Genomic DNA, 22,991 nt, shown 5'->3' on the forward strand with positions numbered 1-22,991 from the left:
CACCGTACGCTCGGAAGGAGCCACCACGATGGCAACGCCCCTGACCGCCGACAAACTGCTCAAAGCCCTGCGCGACGAGGGGCTCAGGGTCGTCGAGCACCGAAGCTGGCGCACCCACAACCGCAACCACAAGGGTGCGTGGGGGCCGGTGAACGGTGTGATGATCCATCACACCGTGTCCTCGGGCACCCGGAGTTCGGTGGAACTCTGCTACAACGGCCATTCCACTCTGCCGGGCCCGCTGTGCCACGGCGTGATCGTCAAGGACGGATCGGTCCATCTCGTCGGCAACGGACGGGCCAACCACGCCGGCCTCGGCGACGACGACGTCCTGCGCGCGGTGATCAACGAATCGGCGCTGCCGGCGGACAACGAGGCCAACACCGACGGCAATCGCCACTTCTACGGTTTCGAGTGCGTCAACCTGGGCGACGGCAAGGACCCGTGGCCGGCCGCCCAGCTGCTGGCGATCGAGAAGGCCGCCGCGGCGGTCTGCCGCGCACACGGCTGGACCCAGCGCTCGGTGATCGGTCACAAGGAATGGCAGCCCGGGAAGATCGATCCGCGTGGCTTCACCATGGACTCGATGCGCGCCAGAATCGCGGGGCGCCTCGGTCGCAGGCCGGACGGCCCGCCGCCGGCCGGGCCGAAGCCCCCGGCGCGGTACGAGCCGTTCCCGGGAGCCGCGTTCTTCGCAACCGGCCGGCGCAGTGCCGTCATCACGGCGATGGGCAAGCGGCTGGTCGCCGAGGGCTGCGGCCGCTACCAGGTCGGTCCCGGCCCGGAGTGGACGGAGGCCGACCGTACGTCGTACGCCGCGTGGCAGCGCAAGCTCGGCTACTCGGGAGGCGACGCGGACGGGATTCCGGGCAAGGCGAGTTGGGAGAAGCTGAAGGTGCCGAACGTGTGAGACGGCACTGTACGGAGAGTTCACCGGTGGCCCGGTTGCGTGGGGTCGGCGGGCGGCAGTGGCTGTGCCGCGAGAGCGCGCTCCCGGAGCGTTGCCCCACCGTCCGCCGGCCTCGTGCCCACCGCCCTCCGCCGCCCGCGGGGAAGCGCGCGAAGTTAGGCGGAAACGCGCCCCTGTGCCCGTGCTCGGAGATCCCTACGCTATGGGCCATGCGTGCACCGGCCGCCCCACCGGCCGGTGGGGCCGCTGCACACCTGTCGTGCCCGCCGTCGACGCGCCGACGGCACACGGGCCGATGTCCGCGTCGTCGCGCTGTCACAAAAGCCGTACCTCCGTAACGCCGTACCGCCGCACCACGGACACCGGCCGGTGCCACCGGCCCACGGGCACCATCCACATGAGCGTTGATCCCCAAGGAGAGATCCAGTGATCGGACGCAGAACCGTCATCGCGAGCACGCTGGGCCTCACCGGCGCCCTCCTGCCACCGCTGGCCGCCGCGCACGCCCAGGGCGTGCGGGACGCCACGCGCGCGGACGGCCCGGACGCCGTCCGCGCGGCGGGAGCCGTCGCCGACCTGTCCCGGGCGGTGGTGGACTCCGCCATCGCCCGGCATCCCGACCCCGCGACGCTCGGTGGCTGGGGCTACACGTGCGGGCTGTTCCTTTACGGCGTGTACCGGGTGTACCAGCGGGTCGGGGACCCTTCGTACCTGGCCTACATCAAGCGCTGGGTCGACCGGTTCGTCGACGAGGACGGCGGTATGGACCGCACCTTCAACAACCTGGACGCGATGCAGGCCGGGAATCTGCTGCTGATCCTCCACAGGGAGACCGGCGATCCGCGGTACCGGACGGCGGCCGACCGGATACGGGACCGGATCACCACGTATCCGCGCACGTCGGACGGCGGCATGTGGCATGCGACGAGCAAGACCAACGAGCTGTGGGCGGACGGCGTCTTCATGGCCCAGCCGTTCCTGCTGCGCCACGGCATCGCGTACGGGGACGAGGACTACGCCTACGAGGAGGTGGCCCGGAACCTCGCGGTGTACTTCACGCGCCTCAAGGCCTCGAACGGGCTCCTGTACCACGCCTACGACGCGGACGGCGACGCTCCGTGGAAGCCCGATCCGGCCACCGGGACCTCCGCCTTCTTCTGGGCGCGGGCCATCGGCTGGACCGCCCTGACCCATGTGGAGGTGCTGGAACTGCTGCCCGCCGGCCATCCCGCCCGGGCCGGGCTCGTCTCCCACGTACGGCACCTGGCGCGGGGGTTCGTCCGCTACCAGGACCCGTCCAGCGGCCGCTGGTTCCAGGTCGTGGACCGTGGATCCGACCCCGGCAACTGGACCGAGACGTCCGCCTCCAGCATGTACACCCTGATGCTGCACGCGGCGCTGCGGCACGGGTACGTCTCGGGGCGGCACTACAAGAGAGCGGTACGCGACGGCTACGCGGGCGTCCTCGAGAAGGTGACCACGGGCCCGGACGGGCTGACCGACATCACCGACATCAGCGAAGGCACCAACGTCGGTGACCTGGCCTACTACTTCGGCCGTCGGCGCAACACCAACGACCTGCACGGCCTCGGCGCCTTCCTGCTCATGAACGAGCGGCTCGCGCACTGACGCCGCCGGTCGTCACCGGGCCGCGGGGCGGCGCGTCTCCGCGGTGGGAACGCGCCGCCCGGGGCCCGGGCGTTGCGGCCGGCTCCGGGGCGCGGGAATTCGGCGGAATGCGGCCCTGTGGCCGCACGGCCGATCCCATACCCTCCGGCCCATGCGTGTACTTTTAGCGTCCACCGGTGGTTCGGGCCACTTCACTCCTCTCGTACCCTTCATCGACGCGCTGGCGGCGCGCGGGGACGAGGTTCTCGTCGTCGCGCAGGCGCGGCTCGAAGCGGTGCTGGCCGCCCGTGAACAGCCCTACCGTGTCTGCCCGGAGCCGCCTCCGGCCGTGCTGGGCCCCGTGATGACCCGCGTGTTGACACTCCCCGTGAACCCCGGTGTGATCGTGGCCACCCGGGAGGTGTTCGGGGGCCTGCACCTGACCTCGATGCTGCCGGTGGTGGAGGAGGCGTGCCGGAGCTGGCGGCCGGACCTCGTGCTCCACGAGTCGTACGAGTACGCCTCGGTGGTGGCCGCGGAACGCCATGGGATACCGCATGCCCGCGTCGCGGTCACGGCGGCGCGGTTCTCGCTGTTCACCGATGCCGTGCTGCCGTCCGTGCTCGAGCCGTACGGCGCGGACCTGCTGGAGAAGCTGCGGGCCTCGCCGTATCTGACCCGCTTTCCGGCGTCGGTGGACCCCTCGGCGTACGCGGTGACCCGGCGCTACCACGAGCCCGCGGCCCCCGGCACGGAGCCGTCCGCTGACCGGTGGGGCGGCGACGGGGACCCGCTGGTCTACCTCACCCTCGGCACCGAGGCGGGCGGCATGCCGAACGCGCCCGCGCTGTACCGGGCGGCGCTGGACGCGGTCGGCACACTGCCCGTGCGCGTGCTCGTCACGGTGGGTTCCGGCACCGACGTGTCGCGACTCGGGCCCCTCCCGCCCCAGGTCCGGGTGGAGCGCTGGGTCCCGCAGGCCGAGGTGCTCGCGGGCGCCTCCGCCGTGGTCTGCCACGGCGGTTCGGGAACGGTCTTCGGCGCCCTGTCGGCCGGGGTGCCGCTGGTCTGCGTCCCTCTCTTCGCGGACCAGCCCACGAACGCCCGGCTGGTGGCCGAGGCGGGCGCTGGAGTGGCCGTCGAGCCCACGGGCAGCGCGGAGGCCGAGGCGGCGCCGCTCGGCCCGGCGGACATCCCCCGGATCCGGGAGGCCGTCGAGGCGGTGCTCAAGGAGCCGTCGTACCGGACGGCGGCCGCGCGTCTCGGGGCGGAAACCCGCGCGACCCCGACGGCCGGCGAACTGCTGGACGACCTGGACAGCCTGGACGGCCCGGCCGGCCTCGGCTGCGGCGACGCCCGGGGAGCGGGCGGGTCGTGACGGCCCGTTCCCCGGCCCGGTGTCAGCCGCCGCGCCCGGCGTAGGTCCGTACAGGCGCAGGAGCGTCCCGTCCCCGCCTGCCAACGGCAGCCCCGCCTGGACGAGTTTCAGCCGGCGGTCGTCGTTCTCGTACAGGACGATGCCCGCCTGTTGTGCGGCCTTGCCGGGGGTGAACCGGAGTTTGGTCTCGACCGTGTAGTCGTCGCGCGGGGCGTCCCGTACGAGCACGGAGGCCGTGTTGTCGCCGAGGTGCGGTTCGGCGTCCTGGGTGGGCCAGGACACGTCGAGCCAGGCCACCACGTGGCCCGCCGCGCCGGTGGATCCGGTCACTTTGAGGTCCGCCTCGGAGTTCGGGGTGCTCGTGGCGGTTGCTGAGTTCATGGGGGGTCGGCGAGCAGGTCGTAGAGCTCGTTCACCGACTCGGGGTTGACCACCAGCTTGTAGCGGTCGTCCCGGATCATCCGTTGCGGGTAGGGGAAATGGTGGCCGTGGAACTCGGCGACCAGTTCCCCCGGCCAGTCGGGGTGTTCGCCGCGTACGAGTGGGACGAGGGAGCGGCGTGCCGTCGGCCGGTCTGGTCCGCGTCGGTCATGGCGTGATCATAAGAGCACCGGCGGACGGCGACGCGGCCCGTACGGTACGAACGGGCCGCGTCCGCGGCTCCGGTCACGCGGCGTCGGTCACGCCCGGGTACGTCGGCCGGGGGTGCCGGTCACCGTGCGGTGACCGGCATCCCCGGTACGGGGGCGTATGCCCGGTACGGCCGCGAAGGTCTCAGCCGCCGAAACGGGCGGTGAGCTTGCGCTCGACCAGTCCGACCAGGGCGTACAGCGCCCAGGCCAGCAGGCAGAGCAGGCCCAGCGAGATCATGACGAGCCGGATGTCGTCGTTGTCCTGCGCCTGCTTCTCCAGGTAGCCGAGGCCGGCCTCGGCGCCGATGAACTCGCCGATGACCGCGGCCGTCACCGCCTGGAGCACCCCGAGCCGCAGCCCGACGGCGATGGCGGGCAGGCTGTACGGCAGGTCGATCTTGATGGCGCGGGCCACCGGACCGATCTTCAGCAGCCTGGCCAGGTCGTCGACGCCGGTGGGGACGGAGCGCAGCCGCGTGATCATGTTGATCAGGACCGGGTAGAAGGACACCAGCGCGACGAGCGCGATCTTGGAGCCGATGCCGAGTCCGAGCCACAGCACGATCAGGGGCGCGATGGAGATCTTCGGGGTCACCTGTGCGACCACGATGACGGGCATCAGCACCCGTTCCGCCCAGGGCAGTCGGGCGAAGACGATGGCGAGGACCACCCCGGCCACGCTTCCGATCAGTACGCCTTGCACCACCTCGGCGAGCGTCTGCTGGATGTGCACGGTGAGCGCGCCGTTCTGCCACAGCGTCCAGCCATGGGCCGCCACGGCGCCCGGGCTCGGCAGCTTGTAGGCGGGAACGTCGAACAGCACCGTCACCAGCCACCACAGCACCAACCCGCCGAGCAGCGAGAGCGCGCCGACGACCAGCGGTCTGACGGTCCTGGCCACGCCCTCCTCCGGGCGCGCGGACACGCTAGCCGAGGTCATTCGGCTTCACCACCAGGTCGTCCGCCTTGTAGGAGGAGTCCAGCAGCTTGAAGTCCTTCTGCGAGTCGATCGCCTTCTGCCAGCGGGCCACGTCCGGCGCGCCGAGGCCGTCCTTCTTGGTCGTGTCCGACTGCCACAGGCTCTTGGCGAAGAGGTCGTTGATGACGGTCGTGATGTCCGCCTCCTGCCCCTTGAACGACGGGGCGTACTTCTCCACCGACATCTTGACCGCGGCGTCCGGGTTCTTGATCGTGTACTCGATCCCCTGGTTGAGGGCCTTGTCGAACCCCTTGACCGTGTCCGGGTCGTCGTTGACGGTGTCCTCGCTCGCGACGACGACGTTGCCGAAGGACGGCAGGTACGAGTCGCTGAGCAGCTGCTTGACGTCCACGCCCGCGGACTTCAGCGCGTAGTAGCGCAGCCGCGAGAAGACGATCGCGTCGACCTGACCGTTCTTCAGCGCGTCGACGATCACCCCGGTGCCCAGGGTCCTGACCTTCAGGTCGTTGGTCGTCAGGTTGGCGCTCTTGAGCATGGCCTGGAGCTGGATGTAGTTGGGGCTGCCGAGGTCGGTGACCGCGACGGTCTTGCCCTTCAGGTCGGCCGGGGACTCGATCTTGGCGTCCGCGGAGGAGAGCAGGGCGCCGATGCCCTGCTGGTAGGTGGTGTGGACCACCTTGGTCTTGATGCCCTGGCCGTAGGCGGTGACGACGGAGTCACCGTTCGGGAAACCGAAGTCGATGTTGCCGGCCGCGACGTTCTTGACGATGTCGGACCCCTGGGCGTACGTGAAGTTCACGTCCAGGCCCTCTTTGGCGAAGTACCCCTGCTCCTTGGCGGCGTAGAGCGGTGCGTAGTACGGGACCGCGGCGCCGTCGATCTGGATGGTGACCTTCTTGGGCCCGGACGACTCCGACTTCGCGGAGTCGGCGGGGCTGCACGCGTTGACCAGGCTCACGACCAGCGCGGCGGAACCCAGGCAGGCCGCGGAACGGTTGAGCTTCTTCATGCTTCTCCTAGTGAGGGAATGAACGGTTAATACGTGCACGAGGTCACCGGCTCCAGCGCAGGAGCCGGCGTTCGGCCAGCGAGACGAGACCGAAGCCGAGGAGGCCCACCGCCACCGTGAGGACGACGGCGGCGATCAGCAGGGGTGTGTCGTTCTGGGTGTTGCCGAGCACCATGAGGTAGCCGAGGCCGCGGTCGGCCGAGAGGTACTCGGCGAGGAACGCGCCGGTCATGGCGTCGATGACGGCGATCTTGGCGCCCGCCAGCAGGGCGGGCATGGCCGCGGGAAGCTGGATCGTCCGCAGGTACCGCCACCGGGACAGGTGCAGCAGCCGCCCCAGGGTGGAGACGTCCGCGGGAACGTCGCGCAGGCCCAGCATCGTGGCCGCAGTCATCGGGAAGAACACGAGCAGCAGGATCAGCGCGTACTGCGACGTCAGGCTGAGGCCGAACCAGAGCACCAGCAGCGGGGCTACCGCGATCTTGGGGGCGGCCTGGAGCAGGACCATGTAGGGCGCGAAGATCTCACGGACGGTGCGTGACGCCCACAGGACCCAGCCCAGCAGGATGCCGACCAGGGAGCCGCCGACGAAGCCCAGCGCGATGTTGCGCAGCGTGTAGCCGAGGTGGGGCCAGAGCTGACCCTCCGTCACCAGCTCGCGCCCGGCGTCCCAGACCTCGCCCGGCTCGGGCAGCAGGAAGCTCGGCACGTCCGCCAGGGTCACGTACAGGTACCAGGCGGCGAGGATGACGGCCAGGTAGGCGGCCGTGGTCAGGATCCGTACCGCGAATCCGCGGGCGGGCCGGTTCCGCGCTCGGGCGCCGCCGCCCGCCCGGTCCCGCTCCTCGCGGGGCGCCGGGCCGCGGGTCACCGTGCCCGTGCTCATTCCAGCTCCTGGCGGAGCATGCCGGCGAACTCCGCGAACCGCGGCAGTTGTCTGGTCCTCGGCGTGCGGTCCCGGTCGAGCGGCACCTCGTGCACGGCCTTGATCCGGCCCGGGCGTGCCGTCATGACGGCCACCTTGTCGGCGAGGTAGGTGGCTTCCTCCACGCTGTGGGTGACCAGGATGATGGTCTTGCGCGTCGTCGCCCAGATGCGCAGCAGGTCGTCGTGCAGCCGGTCCCTGGTGATCGCGTCCAGTGCCCCGAACGGTTCGTCCATGAGCAGGATCCGCGGGTCGTAGGCCAGGGCGCGGGCGATGGCCGCGCGCTGGCGCATGCCGCCGGAGAGCTCCTTCGGGAACGAGCCGGCGAAGTCCGTGAGGCCGACGAGGTCGAGCAGTTCACCCACCCGCTCACGGCCCTTCGGCGACTTGTCCCCCTGGGCCTCCAGGCCGAGGGACACATTGCGCCGCACCGTCCGCCACGGCAGCAGCGCCGGCTCCTGGAAGACGAAGCCGATGTCCTTGCCGGGCCGCGGCTCGACGGTCCAGGCGAGCTCACCGCCGAAATCGGTGTCGAGCCCGGCGACCATGCGCAGAAGTGTCGATTTGCCGCAGCCCGAGGGGCCGATGAGGGCGACGATCTCACCTTCCGCCACGTCCAGGTCCACGTCGTCCAGGGCCACCACCTTCGACCCGTTCGCGGCGGTGTAGGTCTTGCTGATGCCGCGCACTGACAGGAACGCGCTCATGCGGTGATCGCTCCCGCCGCTTCGGACCGGGAGGTTCCGGTCCACCGGCGCCGGCCGTCGCCGACGCGTATGGGGTGGTCTTGCACGAAGAACTCCTAGATCGCTACGGATCCCGGTCCGGGCCGTATCCACGCCGGAGTTGACACGGACCGTCACGACGGCACCGCGTTCGGTTTCCAGAGATGGAAATCCACATTCCGGCGATGAGGGTCGTAGCCTGAACCGCTTTTCGGCCACAGTCAAGATCTCGTAGGTATCTTGCATTCCGGATATGACGCGTTATTTGCCGCGAAAACCCGCTCGACAAATGGCAAGAACCAGTCAGGTACCGGGTGGTTGACGGAGCATTCGCGGGTGATGGAGACTTCCACATCCGGAAAGTGGCAATCCACATATGGAGGTTTCCCCGATGGCCCGAAGCGCCCAGGACCCCTGGCAGGACGGCACACCTCCACATCTTCCGGCCAAAGTGGGCACGTTGCCGCCGGTCTGCCTGCTCCCCGGTGACCCGGCCCGGGTTGATCTCGCCTCCGAAGTGCTCGGCGATTTCGAGATAGTTGGCCAGAACAGAGAGTTCAGGATCGGAGTGGGCCGGGCAAATGGTGGCGTTCCGGTCGCGGTCTGCTCGACCGGTATCGGCGGCCCGTCCACCGAGATCGCCGTCGTGGAGCTGGCGCGGCTCGGCGTGACGACGGTGCTGCGGACCGGCGGCATGGGCGCCCTGTCCGAGCGGATCGCGCCCGGCTCCGTGTGCGCCGTCACGCGGGCCCTGCCCGGCAGCGGGGCCGCCGCGCACTACGCCGCCCCGACGGGCGGGCGCGAGGCGGACGGTGCGGTGCTGGCCGGCCTGCGCGAGGGGGCCGCGGCCCTCGGCATCGAACTCACCGAGATCACCGTCGCCACGACCGATTCGTACTATCTCGGTCAGGGCCGGCCGCTGCCGGGGCATGAGGGGCGGGCCGCCGCCCGGATGGCCGAGCTCCGGCAACTCGGCGCGGACGGGGTGGAGATGGAGACGGAGACCGTCCTGGCGGTGGCCGGGGCCATGGGGATCCGGGCCGGGGCCGTCCTGGTGGCGCACGCCAACCGCGCCACGGACGACTGGCTGGAGGACTACCGGCCCGCGCAACTCGCCATGTTGCGACTGGCGGTGCGCAGCGCGGCGGCGCTCTCGGCCACACCGGAGCCGGATGTGACGAGGGGCCCGGGGAAAGGCAGGCGCTGACGGCACAGGCCGTGACGGGCCGTCGTCCGCGGTGTCGTCGGCTGCCGGCCGGCACACCACGACAGGCCCGGACCTGACGACCCCGGCCTGTCCGGGGCGCGGGCGCGGGTCACGCAACGACAACTCGGTTCAAGGGACGGACTGCTGAGCGATGCAGGTACTTTCACGGGGTCTCCGGGTCATCCGGACCCTGGCGGCCAGCCGCCAGGGCATGACCCTGCAACAGCTGCACGAGGAACTCTCGGTGCCCATCGGCAGCATGCACCGCGTGCTCGCCGCGCTGACCGAGGAGCGGTACGTCACCAGGTCGCCCGTCAACCGCCGTTACTTCCTCGGCCCGGCGGCCGCCGAACTGGCCGCGGTCTCCTCGGTTCCCCTCGGCAGCGTCCTCGCCCCGCCCGCCCCGATGGAGGAGGCGGCGCGTGCGAGCGGCGAGACCGTGTTCCTGACGGAACTGATCGGTCTGCGCCTGGTCTGTGTCGCGCTGGTCGAGTCGCGCCACCCGCTGCGCCTGTTCGTACGGGTGGGCCAGAACATGCCTCCGCACGCGGCGGCCTCGGCCCGCGCCATCCTCGCGTACCAGCCGCCGGAGACCGTCGGCCTCGTGCTCGGCGACCACGATCTGACCGCCTACACCCCGCAGACCCCGCACACGGCGGACCAGGTGCCGGCCCATCTCGCGGAGGTGCGGTCGCGGGGGTACGACGTGTGCGACGACGAACTGGACGATCACGTGTGGGCGGTGTCGGCTCCCGTGTTCACCTCCACCTCACGGACCGTTTCCAGCGTCACGCTCGCCGCGGCCGGCCACCGCATGCGCGATCCGCTGGAGCGGACACGTGCCACCGAGATCGTGCTGCGGGCCGCCCGCACGATGTCGTGGGGGCTAGGCTACACAGGCGACTTCGCCACGGACTCCGGTTTCACACGGGCGTCGGCGGCTCCCGCGGCCGAGCCCGACTGAGCCCGCTCCGCATCCCCCGCCGGCTCCACCCCTCGTACGCGTCGCGCGGACGGCCTCGGGCACACTGGGGCCGCGACGGGCGTTGCTGAAGCGAAACCGGCCCGGCATGGACCTCGGCCGTGCCGAGTGGGCAGAATCGCAGCTTGATCACATTGTCGTCCAGGACGGGGAGCTGAGCTGTGCGAAAGCGGTATCTGGGTGGGACGGCGGCGATAGCCGCCCTGAGTATGACGATTGCGCTGTCCGGTTGCGGCAGCACAGCTTCGTCCGGAAAGGTCACACTCAGACTCGTTGCCGCCGAATACGGCACGACCCCGGAATCCAGCTCGGAGCGGTACTGGCTGGCGCTCGCCACCGAGTTCGAGTCCAAGCACCCGGGTGTCAAGATCGACATCGACATACGTCCGCAGAAGACCATCGACAGCGATGTCGCCGCGATGGTCGAGGAGGGCAAGGCGCCGGACCTCGCGCAGGGCGGCTCGTACGCCGACTACGCGAAGCGGGACCAGCTCTACACCGCCGACGAGATCATGTCCGTACCGACGCAGGCGAATTTCCTCTCGCAGCTGTCGGACGCGGGCAAGGTCAACCGCATCCAGTACGGTGTGCCCTTCGCCGCCTCCACCCGGCTGCTCTTCTACAACAAGGACCTGTTCGACCAGGCCGGCATCGGCGCCCCCAAGGACTGGGCCGACCTCAAGGGGGACGCGCAGGCGCTCAAGGAGCAGGGCGTGACGACGCCGCTGGCGCTGCCGCTGGGGCCCGAGGAGGCGCAGAGCGAGACGCTGATGTGGCTGCTGAGCGGCGGGGGCGGCTACACGGACACGGCGGACGAGTCGTACAACATCGACTCGTCCGCGAACGTCAAGACGTTCGCGTGGCTCAAGGACCTCGTCGCCCAGGGTCTCACGGGCCCGGTCGCGCCGGGGAAGCTGGACCGGGCCGCCGCGTACAAGGCCTTCGCCGCCGGCAAGGTCGGCATGCTCAACGGCCATCCGGGGCTGCTGACCGTGGCGCAGGACCAGGGCATCGACGTCGGAACGGTGAAGCTGCCCGGGGTGGACGGCAAGGCCGAGGCGTCCATGGGGTCGGCCGACTGGATGATGGCGTTCAAGCAGAACGGCCACCGGGCGGAGATCGGGAAATTCCTGGACTTCGTGTTCCAGGACGAGAACATGATGACCTTCGTCGGGAACTACGACCAGCTGCCTGTCACCTACACCGCGACCGAGAAGATGGCCGCGAACGCGGCCTACGAGAACGTGAGCGTGTTCCGCTCCGCGCTGGCCGAGTCGGAGCTCTTCCCGTACGGCAAGACGTCCTGGGCGAGCGTGAGCGAGAGCATCAAGCGGAACATCGGCAAGGCGGTCGAGCCGGGCCAGAGCCCCAAGGACGTGCTGGGCCAGATCGCCAGGCAGGCGGCGACGTCCGAGTCGGCGGAGTGACCGCGCCGTACCGGGGCGCCGCGCGTCCGGGTACGGCGTGGGCAGGGGCGCCGCGCATCCGGGTACGGCCTGGGCCGGGCCGCTCCGGGCCGCTCCGGCAGGCGCCGAGCGGGTGTGCGGGCCCCCGTCCCGGGCCCGGCGCGCGGGCGTAGCATGAAAAGCAGGCGGCCCCTGCGCACCTGCTTGCACGCACGACGCACACCGCGCGGTCTCAAGGCGCGATCGGCTGGAGGCTGAGAGCCATGGGCGCCCTTCTGCTCATTCTTCTTCTCGTGTTGATCGTTTTCGGGCTGGGCTTCGTTCTGCACGCCCTGTGGTGGCTGGGGGTGGTCATCGTCGTGCTGTGGCTGCTCGGCGTCGCGGTCCGGGCCGCCACCGACGGCAGGCGCGGGGGCCACTGGCGCCACTGACCGGGAGTCGGCCCGGCCGGGAGCGGTGAGCCCGCGTGTCACCGGCCCGGCCGGGAGCGGTGGACCCGCGTGTCAGGCCGTCTTCCGGGCGACCGCCCCGTACATGGCGATGTCCCGGTCGTCCACCGGCTCCTGATCCGCGTCGGGTCGCCAGCGGTGGACCTGGGTCAGTCCCGGCTCGACCAGCTCCAGGCCGTCGAAGAACGTCAGCGCCTCCGCGTGGGTGCGCAGACGCATGGGCATACCGCGCGCGGCGTACTCCCGCGCCACGCGGCCGACCTCCTCGGGGGCGAAGTCGGCGGTGCCGATCGTCATGGCCAGGAAGCTGCCCGCGGGCAGCGGATCGAGCAGCCGCCGCACGAGGCCGTGGCCGTCGTCGCCGTCCAGGATGAAGTGGAGGATGCCGATGACCATCAGGCCGACCGGTTGCCGCAGGTCCAGCAGCTCCTTGAACTCGGGGGAGCTGATGATCGCGTCGGGGTCCCGCATATCGGCGTCGACGTAGGCGGTGCGGCCCTCGGGCGCGCTGGTCAGCAGGGCCCGCGCGTGGGCCAGCACGATCGGGTCGTTGTCGACGTAGACGACCCGGGAGTCGGGACGGACACCCTGGACGACATCGTGCACGTTGGGTGGCGTCGGCAGGCCGGTGCCGATGTCCAGGAACTGCCGGATGCCCTGCTCCCGGGCGAGATGACGGGCCGCCCGGTGCATGAACTTCCTGTTCGCACGCATATGGACGGGCAGCGCCGGCCACGAGCGGCACATCGCGTCACCGGCTTCCTGATCCACCGGATAGTTGTCCTTGCCGCCCAGGATGTAGTCGTAGACACGGGCCGAGTGGGCCGTCCCCGTGTTGATGCGGTTCTGTGGCGAGCCGTCCTGTGATGCCACCATCTCTCCTCCCGGTACGTGCGTTCGCGCGAGCGGTCCCCGCCCGGATCCCGGGTGCCGGTCGACCCTCGGCGAAGTTTAGGCGTCAATCACCTGTGGGGAGTGTAAAAGGCCAAGTCCTCGAGGCCGGGAGTGAGTTACGGGGAAACTCGCGGGGAACCGGCCGGGTCCGTCAGGGACCGCTGCATCAGTACGGTGTCGATCCGGCGTCCGTGCTTGTGCCCCACGCCGGCCAGCCGGCCGGCGTCGGTGAAGCCGAAACGCCGGTGCAGCGCGGCCGACGTGTCGCTGCCGGTGTCGGCGATGACCGCGATCACCTGACGTACCCCTGCCCGGCCACAGCTGTCGAGGAGGGCGCCCAGCAGTGCGCCGCCCAGCCCCCGGCCCGTGTGCTCGGGGGCCAGGTAGACCGAGTCCTCCACCGTGTACCGGTAGGCGGGCTTCGGGCGCCAGGGGGCGGCGTAGGCGTATCCGGCCACGTCCGCGTCCACCTCCGCGATCAGGAAGGGCAGGCCGCGGCCCGTGAGGTCGTCCAGCCGGCGCCGCCACTCCTCGCCGGCCGGCGGGCTCTCGTCGAAGGTGACGACGGTGTGGTGGACGTAGTGGGCGTAGATCTCGCCGACGGCCTTCAGGTCCGCGGGGCGCGCGCCACGGATGACCGTCCCGGACGCCGTCACGGTGGGTTCGGGATTCTCCATGGGGTGATTATTCAGCGCGCGAACGGGACAAAGGGTCATTCGATCGTGGAGAAGGGCGCGATCACGGACGTGGTGGACGATGATGGCGGTAGAGGCGTGATGACCTGACCGTGGTGAGCGGACGTCGACGGGGATGTCCGCGACCGCGACGAGAGGCAGGAAGTGATGACGCGGACGCCCGACATGCCGGTGCACATCCGCCGCGACCGGTTCGAACCGGCCCCCGAACTCGGCCGCCTGCGGACGGAGCAGCCCGTCTCCCGGGTCCGACTCGTCACCGGCGCCCCGGCCTGGCTCGTCACCCGCTACGAGGACGTGCGCGAGGTGCTCGGGGACTCCGGGCGGTTCGGCAACAGCGAGGACGGCCGGCCCGCCGGCGCCCCGCCCCTGCGCGTCCCGGACGCGGAGGCCGAGGTGCCCCGACTGTGGAGCCCGGGCAACCTCCTCGCCTACGACCCCCCGGACCACACCCGGCTGCGGCGTCTTGTCACCGGGGAGTTCACCGTCAAGCGGATGCGCCGGCTCCGGCCCCGTATCGAGGCCATCGTGACCGAGCACCTGGACGCCATGGAGCGGTCCGGACCGCCCGTGGACCTGGTGCAGTCGTTCGCGCTGCCGATCCCTTCCCTGGTGATCTGCGAACTGCTCGGCGTCCCCTACACCGACCGGGCCGACTTCCAGCACCGCAGCAACATCCGCCTCGACCTGTCGCTCGGTCTCGACCGGCGCGTGGCGGCGATGCGGGAGGCCCAGGAATACATGGCCGGTCTCGTCGCCGCCCAGCGGAAGCGGCCGGGCGAGGACATGCTCGGCATGCTGGTGCGCGAGCACGGCGACGAGATCAGCGACGAGGAGCTGACCGGGCTGGCCGATCTGCTGCTGATCGCCGGGCACGAGACCACGTCCAACATGCTGGGCCTGGGCACGCTCTTCCTGCTGCGCAACCCCGGCCACCTGGCCTGGGCACGCCAGGACGAGCACATCGACGCGGTGGTCGAGGAGTTGCTGCGCCACCTGTCCATCGTCCACACGGTCATCCCCCGCGTCGTCCGCGCGGACACGGTGATCTCCGGGCAGCCGCTGAAAGCGGGCGATCTGGTGGTCTGCTCGCTGCCCGCCGCCAACCGCGACCCCGCTCTCACGGCCGACCCGGACCGCTTCGACCCCGGCCGCAAGGTCTCGCACCTGGCCTTCGGCCACGGCATCCACCACTGCCTCGGGGCACCCCTGGCCCGCATGGAGATGCGCATCGCCTACCCGGCGCTGCTGCGCCGATTCCCCGCCCTGCGTCCGGCGGTCCCGTTCGAGGAGATCCGCTTCCGTATGTACTCCGTCGTCCACGGCCTCGAGTCCCTCCCCGTGACCTGGTGACGGCAGAAGGGAATCCCGTCATGCGCGTCCACGTCGACCGCGACCGGTGCATCGGCTCCGGCAACTGCGTCATGACCGACGAGGAGGTCTTCGACCAGGACGACGAGGGGAAGGTGGTGCTCCTGGAGAACGAGCCGGGCGCCGGGCACGACGAGGCGGTCCGCACCGCGGTCGCGTCCTGCCCCGTCCAGGCCATCAGCGCCGCCCGCCCCGCTCGGTGACGGCGGGAGTCAGGCCCCGGCGGCACGGCGCGGACCGACGGGGCACGGACGGGGGACGGCCCCGTGACGGCGCCCGGCTCGTCAGGCCCCGCCGATCCTGGCGGCGATGACCGGGGCCAGCCGGTCGGCGATGGCCCGGTGCCCCTGGTCGTTGGGGTGGACCGCGTCCGACAGGTCGCCCGCCGCCAGCCGGCCCGTGGTGTCGACGAAGGGCACCCGGGCGTCCCCGCCGTCGGCCGCGGCCCTGACCGCGGCCTCGGTCTCCGGCACGAACCTCCCCCGGAAGGTCCCCAGCGCGAAGATCCACGCCTGGGGGTACGCGGCGCGGACAGTGCGCAGGAGGCCGCGGTAGGCCGTACCGAACTGCTCCTTGCTCACCCGTTGCCCCGGCTCGGGCCGAGCCGGGCCGGTTCGGGCCAGGTCAGGTCAGGCCGTCGCGTCCCCGTCGACCGCGGCGTCCGTACGGGCGGCCGTCTCCCCCGCCCCCTCCGCGTCCAGCGCGTCGAGTTCGGCGACGAACCGGTCGCGCAGCGCCGCCTTCTCGCCGTCCGGCAGCCAGCAGGCGTCGACCCCCGCGAGCGCCATCGCGCGCAGCTTCGCCCGGCCGAGGCCGAGGTCGTCCGCCGCGATCCGGTACTCGTCGGTGAGCGTGGTCGGGAACAGCCCCGGGTCGTCGTCGGCGAGGACGACATTGAGCCCGGCGTCGATCATCGCGGCGATCGACGCCCGCCGCCACGGCCGCCAGGAGCGGCGCGAGGTGGTGAACGCGACCAGGAAGGGCACACGCTCCTCCCGGCAGCGTGCCACCACCGCGTCGTCCTCCAGGACGTAGTAGCCGTGGTCGATACGGTCGCAGCCGAGCAGGTCGAGGCAGGTGATGGTGTTGTGGGCGACCGGCGCGTGCTCGGACGAGTGCGCGGTGCGGCGCAGCCCCGCCGCCCCGGCCAGCCGGTAGGCGTCGGCGAAGCGCTCCGGAGGCCCGGCGGTCTCCAGGTTGTCGAGGCCGATGCCCGCGACGTACTCGTGGGGGTTGTCGGCCACTTCGCGCACCCTCGCGAGCGCCTCGTCGGCCGAGGTGCTGCGGTCCACGGCGGCGATCAGACGCCCGCTCATGCCGAAGTCGCGCTCGGCGAGGCGGATGCCCTCGGCGTACGCCTCGACCGCGCCCCGGTAGCCGAGGGTGCTCAGGTGCGGGGGGACGCCGTCGAAGGACACTTCCAAATGCCGTACGGAACTGGTGCGGTGGGCCGCTTCGAAGGCTTCGTAGGTGATGCGGGTGAGGTCGTCGGCGTCGCGCAGGGCGTCGACGATCCACCGGGACACCTGGAAGAGCGAGTAGGAGACCTCGGGCTCGTCGGCGGCGCGCCCCCGCGGGACCGGGATACGGGTGTTCTCGTAGAGCTTCGGGTCCGGCGGGAGCGAATTGACGTCGCGGTAGATCGTCTCGGGGCTCGCGGGGAGGTCGAGTCCGGCACGGCCGGCGAGTTCGGCGAAGGTGGTGGCCCGTACGGTGCCGATGAGGTGGCAGTGGAGGTCGGTCTTCGGCAGCCGCTGGAGATAGCCGTCGGTGCCGGTGAGGTCAACAGTGCTGGTGGTGCTGGTGGTGCTGATGGTGCTGGTCATGGTGTCCGATGCGGGTGGTGGCGGATACGGGATCGGCGGGCGCGCCGGGGGGCGGAGGCGAAGCCGGCCGCCCCCCGGCGCGCGTCGGTCACTTCGAGCTGACCTCGCGGGCGAACCGGTCCACCCACTCGTCACGGCCCTCGACCACCGGGCCGGGGTCGAGGGTCTCGTAGCCGGCGGCCACCGGGTCGGTCGCGGCCTTGCCCGCCACCTTTCCGAGCACGTCGGGGACCTTGGCGTCCGGGTTGACGGGCATGTCGCCGATGACCTCGGCGGCCTTGGTCTGGGCCTCGGCCGACAGGTAGTAGTCGATGAACTCGTTGGCGGCCTTCTGGTTCTTGGCACCCTTGGGGATCATCATGCGGTTGGTCGCCATGTACTTGCCCTTGGCCGGCGCGACCCAGCTGACCGGTTCGCCCGACTCGATCAGCTGGGTGGCGAAGGCGCTGATCCCGGGAGCGGCGACGATCTCGCCCTGCGTCAGGAGGTTCGTCACCTCGGTCGAGGAGGTGTAGAACTGGAGCGTGTTCGGCGCCCAGGAGCCGAGCTTGCCGTAGGCCTTGTCGATGTCGAACGGGCCGCTGCCGTAGACGTTCCCGATGCCGGAGACGGTCAGCTGCCCCGCGGTGACGGAGATGTCGGGGAGGGCGGTCTTCTTGGCGTACTTCTTGTCCCCGTAGACCGACCAGTCGGCGGCGGCCTTCGCGTCGAGCTTGTCGGTTCGGTAGAGGGTGCCGTTGAGCTGGTACGTGTAGGCCGGGCCGGCGTACTTGTCGTCGACCGCGAAGTCCCTGAGCTTGTCCAGGTTGGGCACGTCCTTGGCCTGAACGGGCTGGAAGAGGCCCTTGGACTGGCCGAGCGCGGCGTAGTAGTCGGAGATGAGCATGACGTCCACACCGGGGTCGCCGCCCGCGAGCTGGAGCCGGGTCAGCCGGTCCGAGTTGCTGCCCGTGTCGAGCTTGACCTTGTAGCCGGTCTTCTTCTCGAAGGGCTCGATCACGGCCTTCGTCAGCTCCTTGGAGCCGAACGGGAAGGTGCTGACGACGAGGGTGTTCTTGTCGTCGGCGCTGTCGCCGGCCGAACAGCCGGCGAGGGCCGCGCCGAGCACGGTGGCGACGACGGTGGCGAGTGCGCGGTGCCGCCGTTGGACGGTGGTGGGCACGAGGGGCTCCTTCCGGGAGCGGTGACGTCCGCGTACGCGACGCGGGTGGGAACGTAGGGGGTCGGGGCCGGATGGGCGCACGACCGTTTCGTACCCGCGGTGGGCGAGAGCACGGTCGGTGCCGACGGGGCGTGGGCCGGGACGGGTACGGGGGGGGTACGGGGGACGGGGTGCGGGGGGTGCGTGTCTCCGCCGGGGTCAGCCGGCCAGTTCCACGACGCGGTCGGGACGGGCGACGACGGTGACCTGGTCCCCGGGGCGCGGGTCCGGGCCGGTCTCGTCGGCGCGCAGCGCGGCGATGAGCGGTACGGGCTCGTCGCCGGTGCCCTGGGTCGTCAGGGCGATGTGCCGGTCGACACCGCGGTAGGCGACGCGGGTGACGGTGGCGGGCAGCGCGAGCCGGGCGCCCTCCGTCGCGGGCCCGGTGGAGATCTCCAGGTGCTCGGGGCGCACGGTCAGCAGGCGGCCGTCCCGCTCGACGAAGTTCTCGTATCCGAGGAATTCGGCGACGAAGCGGTTGGCGGGGCGCGGGAACACCTCGGCGGGTGAACCGCTCTGCATGACGCGCCCCGCGCGCATGAGCACCATCGCGTCCGACATCTCCAGGGCCTCGTCCTGGTCGTGGGTCACGAGGACGACGGTCAGTCCCGTCTCGGCCTGGATACGGCGGATCTCCGCGCGCATCTGCACCCGCAGGCGGGCGTCGAGGTTGGAGAGCGGCTCGTCGAGGAGGAGCAGTGAGGGGCGGATCGCGATGGCGCGGGCGAGCGCCACTCGCTGTTGCTGCCCGCCGGACAGCTTCTTGGGGCGCTGCCCGGCGAGGTGGCCGAGTCCGACGAGGTCGAGGGTGTCGGCCACGCGCTTGCGGCGTTCCTCCACCGGGACGCGGCGCAGTTTCAGCCCGAACCCGACGTTGTCCGCCACCGTCATGTGCGGGAAGAGCGCGTAGGACTGGAAGACCATGCCGAGGTTGCGCTTCTCGGGCGGGAGCCGGGTGGCGTCCTCGCCGGCGATGCGGATGGTTCCCGAGGTCGGGGTGGTGTAGCCCGCCAGCATGCGCAGGGTGGTCGTCTTGCCGCATCCGCTCGGACCGAGCAGGGTCGTGATCTTCCCCTGTTCGACGGTGAGGTTGAGGCCGTCGACCGCGGTGAAGTCCCCGAAGGTCTGGCGTATGTCGATGAATTCGGCGGCGGCGGCGGTGGTCGATGCGGTGGACGGCGCGGCGGTCGGTGAGGCGGCGGTCATCAGTTGATCCCCCCGAAGATCTTGGTGAATCCGACGGTCCGTTCCGCTATGACGGCGATGACGACGGTTCCGGCCAGGATGAGTGTGGACATGGCGGCGATGACGGGGTCGTACGACTGCTGGATGTAGTCGAGCATCGTCACCGGCAGGGTGCCGAAGTCCCGGCTCTGCAGGAGCAGCGAGAGCGGCACGTTGTTGAACGAGGTGATGAAGCCGAGCAGCCCGGCGGACATCACGCCGGGGCGCAGCAACGGCAGGGTGACCGTGCGGAAGGCGTGCCACGGCGAGGAGCCGAGGCCGCGCGCGGCCTCTTCGAGGGACTGGTCGGCGAGCGCCAGCGACGCGCCGGTGACGCGCACGGCGTACGGCATCAGCAGCACGGTGTGCCCGACGAGCAGGGCGAGGAAGGACGTCTGCTTGAGCCCGATCATCAGCTGCTGGTACAGCGCGAGCCCGATGACGAGTTCGGGGATGACGAGCGGCGAGAGGAACAGTCCTTCGAGCAGCGAACGGCCGGGGATGTGGCCGCGGTGCAGCGCCAGGGCGACGGGCACGCCGACGGCGAGCGCCAGTGCCGTCGAGACGACGGCGAGCAGCAGGCTGGAGGTGAGCGCCTGGCTGAAGCTCTCGTTGGCGACGGCTTCGCCGAACCACCGCACGGAGAATCCCTCGGGCGGGAATTTCAGGGTGCTGCCGGCGGTGAACGCTCCGCCGACCACGAAGAGGATCGGTACGAGCATGACCACATAGCCGAGCACGGCCAGGGCCGCTGCGATCGGGCGTGCTTTCACTGCACTCGTCCTTTCGCCCGCGCGACGGCCGAGCTGAGCCCGGAGACCAGGAAGACGAGCACGGTCATGACGAGCGCCGTCGCGGAGGCCGCGGCCCAGTTGACGGTGACGCTCGAATAGGAGAACAACTGGGTGGCCAGCATGCGTTGGGAGGATCCGCCGAGGAGGTACGGGGTGGTGTACGCGGTGATGCTGCCGGCGAAGACCAGGGTGGCGGCGACGACGACACCCGGCAGGGACAGCGGTACGACCACGCTCCACAGGGTGCGCAGGCGGCTCGCGCCGAGTCCGCGGGCGGCGTCGTCGAGTCCCGCGTCGACCTGGGCGACCGCCGAGTAGCAGGCCACGACGGCGAGCGGGAGGAAGAGCTGGACCAGGCCGAGCACGACGGCGAGCGGGGTGTACAGCAGCTGGGGCGCCTCGTCGGCGAACCCGAGCCCCGTGATCAGCCGGCCGGCGAAGCCGTTGGAGCCGAGGATCACCAGCCAGCCGAAGGTGCGTACGACATTGCTGAGGAGCAGCGGGAAGACCGCGAGCGCCAGCCAGATGCCGGCCCAGCGGGAGGTGGAGCGGGCCAGCAGGCAGGCGATGGGAAAGGCGAGGACGATGCACAGCGCGGTGACGACGAGCCCCAGGCCGAGGGTGCGGCCGATGATGCCGAGGTCGTACGGGTCGGAGAGCATCTCGCCGAGCCGTACGAACACGTCGGACGGGGTCACTCCCGGGGGTGAGAAGAGCATCACCGCGGAAGGCACGGCGAAGCCGAACACGATGAGGAGCAGCCCCGGGAGCAGGAGGAGCGCGCCGGCGCGCGGACGATTGTTCATCAATGGGTAGTTCGATTCTTTGGGCCGAGCGACGAAGATCATCGCTGCAACCGGTTGTGCAACCGGTTCCAGGGAGCTTAGATCGTAGCGGGCCGAGCGCCACAGGCCCATATGTAAACATCGCGTAAATCCTGATCCGTCCAGCCGACGGAAAGCGGACCCCGCCGGTAAGGCGGAAAGGAAAGGGTGACGTGAAACCCACCGACGACGAGCGTCCCGACGGCCGGCCCGTGCCCACGCTCGACGATGTCGCCCGGCGCGCCGGCGTGTCGAAGTCGACTGCGTCCCGGGCGCTGAGCCGTCCCGATCTCGTCGCCCCGGCCACCATCGCCCGGGTCCACGACGCCGCCGTCGGACTGGGTTTCGAGCCCAGCCGGGTGGCGCGCGCCCTGGCCCACGGCCGTACCGGCCTGATCGCGCTCGTCGTGCCCACGCTGGAGAACACCTTCTTCACGCCCATCATCAACGGCGCCCAGGCGCGTGCCGCCGAGGCCGGATCGCAGCTGACGGTGGCGGTGCACGAACCGGACGACCACCCGGCCCTGGCCCGCCTCGCCCGCCAGGTCGACGGTTTCCTCCTCACCGCGCCACGCGGCGACGACGACAGCGTCCGGGCCGTCGCCCGGCTCGCTCCCACGGTGCTCATCGACCGCGAGGTGGAGGGGATCACCTCGGTCTCCGCCGATGTGGCCCGCGCCTTCGGCGAGGTCGTCGGGCACCTGGCCGGGGCGAGGCACCGGCGCATCGCCTACCTCGGGGGGCCGCACGGCTCGTGGCAGAGCCTGCGGCGCTCCGAGGCGGTGCACCGCGCCGCGCTCGGGCGGGCCGAACTCAGCATGCTGGGACCGGTGCCGGCCACGTTCACCGCCGGTGTGGAGAGCGTCGACGCGGTCCTCGACAGCGGGGCGAGCGCGGTGGTCCCGTACGCGACGTCGGTGGCGCTGGGCCTGATGGCGGCCCTGGCCCGGCGCGGGGTCGACGTGCCGGGCCAGGTGCTCGTCAGCGCGGAGCGTTCGGTCCTCGACGCGCTCGGCATGACCCGGGTACCCGCCATCGACGTGGACGGCGAACTGCTCGGCCGGGTGGCCGCGGAACGTCTCGTCGAACGGATCGAGCGGCGCGGCGGTACGGCGGGGGCGTCGTCCTGGCTCCCCGTCGGCGTACGGCTGCCCACCGGATGACGGCGACGGCGGTGCGGCCGGACGCCGTCGATGACCCGTCCGGTGACGCCTTCGCCGACCCGCCGGGGGCCCCGGCGACGGCCCCGGCGCGACTGTCCGACCTCTCGGTTACGTTGGCGCCATGACTTCCTTCGTACTGGTGGCAGGCGCGTGGCTCGGGGCGTGGGCGTGGGACGACGTGGTGGACGAGCTGCGTGCGGCCGGGCACGACGCTCATCCGCTGACGCTGTCGGGCCTCGGCGAGAAGCGGGACGCGCCCGCCGGACAGCAGACCCATGTGCGGGACATCGTCCAGGAGATCGAGCGCCGTGATCTGCGCGAGGTCGTCCTGGTCGGGCACAGCTACGCGGGCATTCCGGTCGGTCAGGCCGCGGCCGGCATCGGTGACCGGCTGGCCCGCGTGGTCTTCGTGGACTCGAACATCCCGGCGGACGGTGAGTCGTTCGTGTCCGGCTGGCCGGACGGCCGGGCGATGGTGGAGGCGTCGATAGCCGAGAACGGGGGCTTCTGGCCCCCGCTGTCCGCGTCCGACTACGAGGGCCAGGGCCTGAGTGACGAGCAGATCGGGCGGATCGTCGGCGGAGCGACACCCCACCCGGGCGCCACGCTGACCGAGCCGGCCGTCCTGGCGCGCCCGCTCGGCGAGATTCCGGCGACGTACGTCAAGTGCCTGCTCGACGGCCCGGAGCCGGGCGCGGACGTGGCCGCGCTGCTGACCGGGGAGCGCTGGCGCCTGGTCGAGATGGACACCGGCCACTGGCCGATGTTCTCCCGCCCACGCGAGCTGGCGCGGATCCTTCTCGACGCGGCCGGTGCCGGCGGCTGAGC

The 22,991-nt window shown here is 71.1% G+C and carries 23 protein-coding genes and 1 pseudogene; 11 read left to right on the plus strand and 13 right to left on the minus strand.

Features of this window, described 5'->3' with window-relative positions; all coding sequences use genetic code 11:
* Window positions 1–28 precede the first annotated feature (28 nt).
* The 3 genes from IG02_RS0131965 (at window position 29) to IG02_RS0131975 (ending at window position 3,896) form a co-directional block, all read left to right on the plus strand.
* The gene (locus IG02_RS0131965; protein ID WP_030755862.1) at window positions 29–910 is read left to right on the plus strand and encodes a peptidoglycan-binding protein; all 882 of its coding nucleotides are present in this window, start codon (window positions 29–31) and stop codon (window positions 908–910) included.
* A 426-nt stretch (window positions 911–1,336) separates the two neighbouring features.
* A complete protein-coding gene (locus tag IG02_RS0131970; protein WP_030755870.1) occupies window positions 1,337–2,539 on the plus strand; it encodes a glycoside hydrolase family 88/105 protein in 1,203 nt (400 codons plus the stop codon).
* Between the two features lie 151 nt (window positions 2,540–2,690).
* A complete protein-coding gene (locus tag IG02_RS0131975) occupies window positions 2,691–3,896 on the plus strand; it encodes a glycosyltransferase (protein ID WP_063756878.1) in 1,206 nt (401 codons plus the stop codon).
* Between the two features lie 346 nt (window positions 3,897–4,242).
* On the opposite strand, the pseudogene IG02_RS43220 reads toward IG02_RS0131975, so the two are convergent.
* From IG02_RS43220 to IG02_RS0132005, 5 genes and pseudogenes are all read right to left on the minus strand, one after another.
* Window positions 4,243–4,453, minus strand: a pseudogene (locus IG02_RS43220) (sulfatase/phosphatase domain-containing protein); the annotation flags it as partial.
* Window positions 4,454–4,670: 217 nt separating this feature from the next.
* Entirely contained in the window at window positions 4,671–5,468 is a 798-nt protein-coding gene (locus IG02_RS0131990; RefSeq protein WP_030755876.1) for an ABC transporter permease, read from the minus strand.
* Complete coding sequence (locus tag IG02_RS0131995; protein WP_030755880.1) at window positions 5,455–6,477, minus strand: ABC transporter substrate-binding protein; 1,023 nt, start codon at window positions 6,475–6,477, stop codon at window positions 5,455–5,457. Before IG02_RS0131995 ends, IG02_RS0131990 begins: the two co-directional genes overlap by 14 nt.
* 43 nt (window positions 6,478–6,520) lie before the next feature.
* Window positions 6,521–7,363, minus strand: a complete 843-nt coding sequence (locus tag IG02_RS0132000) for an ABC transporter permease (protein ID WP_030755882.1) — start codon at window positions 7,361–7,363, stop codon at window positions 6,521–6,523.
* A complete protein-coding gene (locus IG02_RS0132005; protein ID WP_030755885.1) occupies window positions 7,360–8,109 on the minus strand; it encodes an ABC transporter ATP-binding protein in 750 nt (249 codons plus the stop codon). The genes IG02_RS0132000 and IG02_RS0132005 overlap by 4 nt, the downstream gene beginning before the upstream one ends.
* 409 nt (window positions 8,110–8,518) lie before the next feature.
* Here IG02_RS0132005 and IG02_RS37155 point away from each other — a divergent pair, with 409 nt between their 5' ends.
* The 4 genes from IG02_RS37155 to IG02_RS0132025 all read left to right on the plus strand — a co-directional run bounded on the left by IG02_RS37155 (window position 8,519) and on the right by IG02_RS0132025 (window position 12,153).
* The gene (locus IG02_RS37155) at window positions 8,519–9,334 is read left to right on the plus strand and encodes a nucleoside phosphorylase (RefSeq protein ID WP_078854996.1); all 816 of its coding nucleotides are present in this window, start codon (window positions 8,519–8,521) and stop codon (window positions 9,332–9,334) included.
* A 151-nt stretch (window positions 9,335–9,485) separates the two neighbouring features.
* The gene (locus IG02_RS0132015) at window positions 9,486–10,298 is read left to right on the plus strand and encodes an IclR family transcriptional regulator (protein WP_078854997.1); all 813 of its coding nucleotides are present in this window, start codon (window positions 9,486–9,488) and stop codon (window positions 10,296–10,298) included.
* Between the two features lie 227 nt (window positions 10,299–10,525).
* On the plus strand, window positions 10,526–11,743 hold the full coding sequence (locus IG02_RS0132020; RefSeq protein ID WP_051765993.1) for an ABC transporter substrate-binding protein: 1,218 nt from the start codon (window positions 10,526–10,528) through the stop codon (window positions 11,741–11,743).
* 242 nt (window positions 11,744–11,985) lie between these two features.
* Window positions 11,986–12,153 carry a hypothetical protein gene (locus IG02_RS0132025; RefSeq protein WP_030755896.1) on the plus strand — a complete coding sequence of 56 codons (168 nt, stop codon included), beginning with the start codon at window positions 11,986–11,988 and terminating at the stop codon, window positions 12,151–12,153.
* Window positions 12,154–12,225: 72 nt separating this feature from the next.
* Here IG02_RS0132025 and IG02_RS0132030 read toward each other — a convergent pair whose 3' ends face one another.
* Together IG02_RS0132030 and IG02_RS0132035 are read right to left on the minus strand one after the other, a co-directional pair.
* Window positions 12,226–13,047 (minus strand): SAM-dependent methyltransferase, encoded by an 822-nt coding sequence (locus IG02_RS0132030; RefSeq protein ID WP_030755900.1) that lies wholly within the window; start codon window positions 13,045–13,047, stop codon window positions 12,226–12,228.
* 134 nt (window positions 13,048–13,181) lie between these two features.
* On the minus strand, window positions 13,182–13,742 hold the full coding sequence (locus tag IG02_RS0132035) for a GNAT family N-acetyltransferase (RefSeq protein ID WP_051765995.1): 561 nt from the start codon (window positions 13,740–13,742) through the stop codon (window positions 13,182–13,184).
* Between the two features lie 165 nt (window positions 13,743–13,907).
* On the opposite strand from IG02_RS0132035, the gene IG02_RS0132040 reads away from it, so the two are divergent.
* Together IG02_RS0132040 and IG02_RS0132045 are read left to right on the plus strand one after the other, a co-directional pair.
* Window positions 13,908–15,113 carry a cytochrome P450 gene (locus tag IG02_RS0132040; protein WP_030755906.1) on the plus strand — a complete coding sequence of 402 codons (1,206 nt, stop codon included), beginning with the start codon at window positions 13,908–13,910 and terminating at the stop codon, window positions 15,111–15,113.
* A gap of 20 nt (window positions 15,114–15,133) precedes the next feature.
* Window positions 15,134–15,334: a ferredoxin gene (locus IG02_RS0132045; RefSeq protein WP_030755908.1), complete on the plus strand. Its 201-nt coding sequence runs from the start codon at window positions 15,134–15,136 to the stop codon at window positions 15,332–15,334.
* Window positions 15,335–15,415: 81 nt separating this feature from the next.
* Here IG02_RS0132045 and IG02_RS0132050 read toward each other — a convergent pair whose 3' ends face one another.
* From IG02_RS0132050 to IG02_RS0132075, 6 genes are all read right to left on the minus strand, one after another.
* Window positions 15,416–15,712, minus strand: coding sequence for a hypothetical protein (locus tag IG02_RS0132050; protein ID WP_030755910.1), 297 nt, complete (start codon window positions 15,710–15,712; stop codon window positions 15,416–15,418).
* A gap of 48 nt (window positions 15,713–15,760) precedes the next feature.
* Complete coding sequence (locus IG02_RS0132055; RefSeq protein ID WP_051765997.1) at window positions 15,761–16,957, minus strand: adenosine deaminase family protein; 1,197 nt, start codon at window positions 16,955–16,957, stop codon at window positions 15,761–15,763.
* An 88-nt stretch (window positions 16,958–17,045) separates the two neighbouring features.
* Window positions 17,046–18,119, minus strand: a complete 1,074-nt coding sequence (locus IG02_RS0132060) for an ABC transporter substrate-binding protein (protein WP_037804890.1) — start codon at window positions 18,117–18,119, stop codon at window positions 17,046–17,048.
* Between the two features lie 198 nt (window positions 18,120–18,317).
* A complete protein-coding gene (locus tag IG02_RS0132065; protein ID WP_051765999.1) occupies window positions 18,318–19,364 on the minus strand; it encodes an ABC transporter ATP-binding protein in 1,047 nt (348 codons plus the stop codon).
* Entirely contained in the window at window positions 19,364–20,155 is a 792-nt protein-coding gene (locus IG02_RS0132070) for an ABC transporter permease (RefSeq protein WP_030755920.1), read from the minus strand. Before IG02_RS0132070 ends, IG02_RS0132065 begins: the two co-directional genes overlap by 1 nt.
* Window positions 20,152–20,982, minus strand: a complete 831-nt coding sequence (locus IG02_RS0132075; RefSeq protein WP_030755924.1) for an ABC transporter permease — start codon at window positions 20,980–20,982, stop codon at window positions 20,152–20,154. The genes IG02_RS0132070 and IG02_RS0132075 overlap by 4 nt, the downstream gene beginning before the upstream one ends.
* Window positions 20,983–21,173: 191 nt before the next feature.
* Between IG02_RS0132075 and IG02_RS0132080 the strand changes: the two genes are divergently transcribed.
* Together IG02_RS0132080 and IG02_RS0132085 are read left to right on the plus strand one after the other, a co-directional pair.
* The gene (locus IG02_RS0132080) at window positions 21,174–22,163 is read left to right on the plus strand and encodes a LacI family DNA-binding transcriptional regulator (RefSeq protein WP_199814125.1); all 990 of its coding nucleotides are present in this window, start codon (window positions 21,174–21,176) and stop codon (window positions 22,161–22,163) included.
* 121 nt (window positions 22,164–22,284) lie between these two features.
* Entirely contained in the window at window positions 22,285–22,989 is a 705-nt protein-coding gene (locus tag IG02_RS0132085; RefSeq protein ID WP_030755930.1) for an alpha/beta fold hydrolase, read from the plus strand.
* Window positions 22,990–22,991 lie beyond the last annotated feature (2 nt).

The organism is Streptomyces sp. NRRL F-5135 (assembly GCF_000719775.1).
GTDB classification, from domain to species: domain Bacteria; phylum Actinomycetota; class Actinomycetes; order Streptomycetales; family Streptomycetaceae; genus Streptomyces; species Streptomyces hebeiensis.

Bases quoted from the DNA above. Each gene is read 5' to 3' on its own strand.
- IG02_RS0132035 (WP_051765995.1), bottom strand. From the start codon at position 13,742: ATGGAGAATCCCGAACCCACCGTGACGGCGTCCGGGACGGTCATCCGT.
- IG02_RS0131995 (WP_030755880.1), bottom strand. From the start codon at position 6,477: ATGAAGAAGCTCAACCGTTCCGCGGCCTGCCTGGGTTCCGCCGCGCTG.
- IG02_RS0132020 (WP_051765993.1), top strand. From the start codon at position 10,526: ATGACGATTGCGCTGTCCGGTTGCGGCAGCACAGCTTCGTCCGGAAAG.
- IG02_RS37155 (WP_078854996.1), top strand. From the start codon at position 8,519: ATGGCCCGAAGCGCCCAGGACCCCTGGCAGGACGGCACACCTCCACAT.
- IG02_RS0131975 (WP_063756878.1), top strand. From the start codon at position 2,691: ATGCGTGTACTTTTAGCGTCCACCGGTGGTTCGGGCCACTTCACTCCT.
- IG02_RS0132055 (WP_051765997.1), bottom strand. From the start codon at position 16,957: ATGACCAGCACCATCAGCACCACCAGCACCACCAGCACTGTTGACCTC.
- IG02_RS0132085 (WP_030755930.1), top strand. From the start codon at position 22,285: ATGACTTCCTTCGTACTGGTGGCAGGCGCGTGGCTCGGGGCGTGGGCG.
- IG02_RS0131965 (WP_030755862.1), top strand. From the start codon at position 29: ATGGCAACGCCCCTGACCGCCGACAAACTGCTCAAAGCCCTGCGCGAC.
- IG02_RS0132040 (WP_030755906.1), top strand. From the start codon at position 13,908: ATGACGCGGACGCCCGACATGCCGGTGCACATCCGCCGCGACCGGTTC.
- IG02_RS0132005 (WP_030755885.1), bottom strand. From the start codon at position 8,109: ATGAGCGCGTTCCTGTCAGTGCGCGGCATCAGCAAGACCTACACCGCC.
- IG02_RS0132030 (WP_030755900.1), bottom strand. From the start codon at position 13,047: ATGGTGGCATCACAGGACGGCTCGCCACAGAACCGCATCAACACGGGG.
- IG02_RS0132045 (WP_030755908.1), top strand. From the start codon at position 15,134: ATGCGCGTCCACGTCGACCGCGACCGGTGCATCGGCTCCGGCAACTGC.
- IG02_RS0132025 (WP_030755896.1), top strand. From the start codon at position 11,986: ATGGGCGCCCTTCTGCTCATTCTTCTTCTCGTGTTGATCGTTTTCGGG.
- IG02_RS0132015 (WP_078854997.1), top strand. From the start codon at position 9,486: ATGCAGGTACTTTCACGGGGTCTCCGGGTCATCCGGACCCTGGCGGCC.
- IG02_RS0132065 (WP_051765999.1), bottom strand. From the start codon at position 19,364: ATGACCGCCGCCTCACCGACCGCCGCGCCGTCCACCGCATCGACCACC.
- IG02_RS0132075 (WP_030755924.1), bottom strand. From the start codon at position 20,982: ATGAACAATCGTCCGCGCGCCGGCGCGCTCCTCCTGCTCCCGGGGCTG.
- IG02_RS0131990 (WP_030755876.1), bottom strand. From the start codon at position 5,468: ATGACCTCGGCTAGCGTGTCCGCGCGCCCGGAGGAGGGCGTGGCCAGG.
- IG02_RS0132000 (WP_030755882.1), bottom strand. From the start codon at position 7,363: ATGAGCACGGGCACGGTGACCCGCGGCCCGGCGCCCCGCGAGGAGCGG.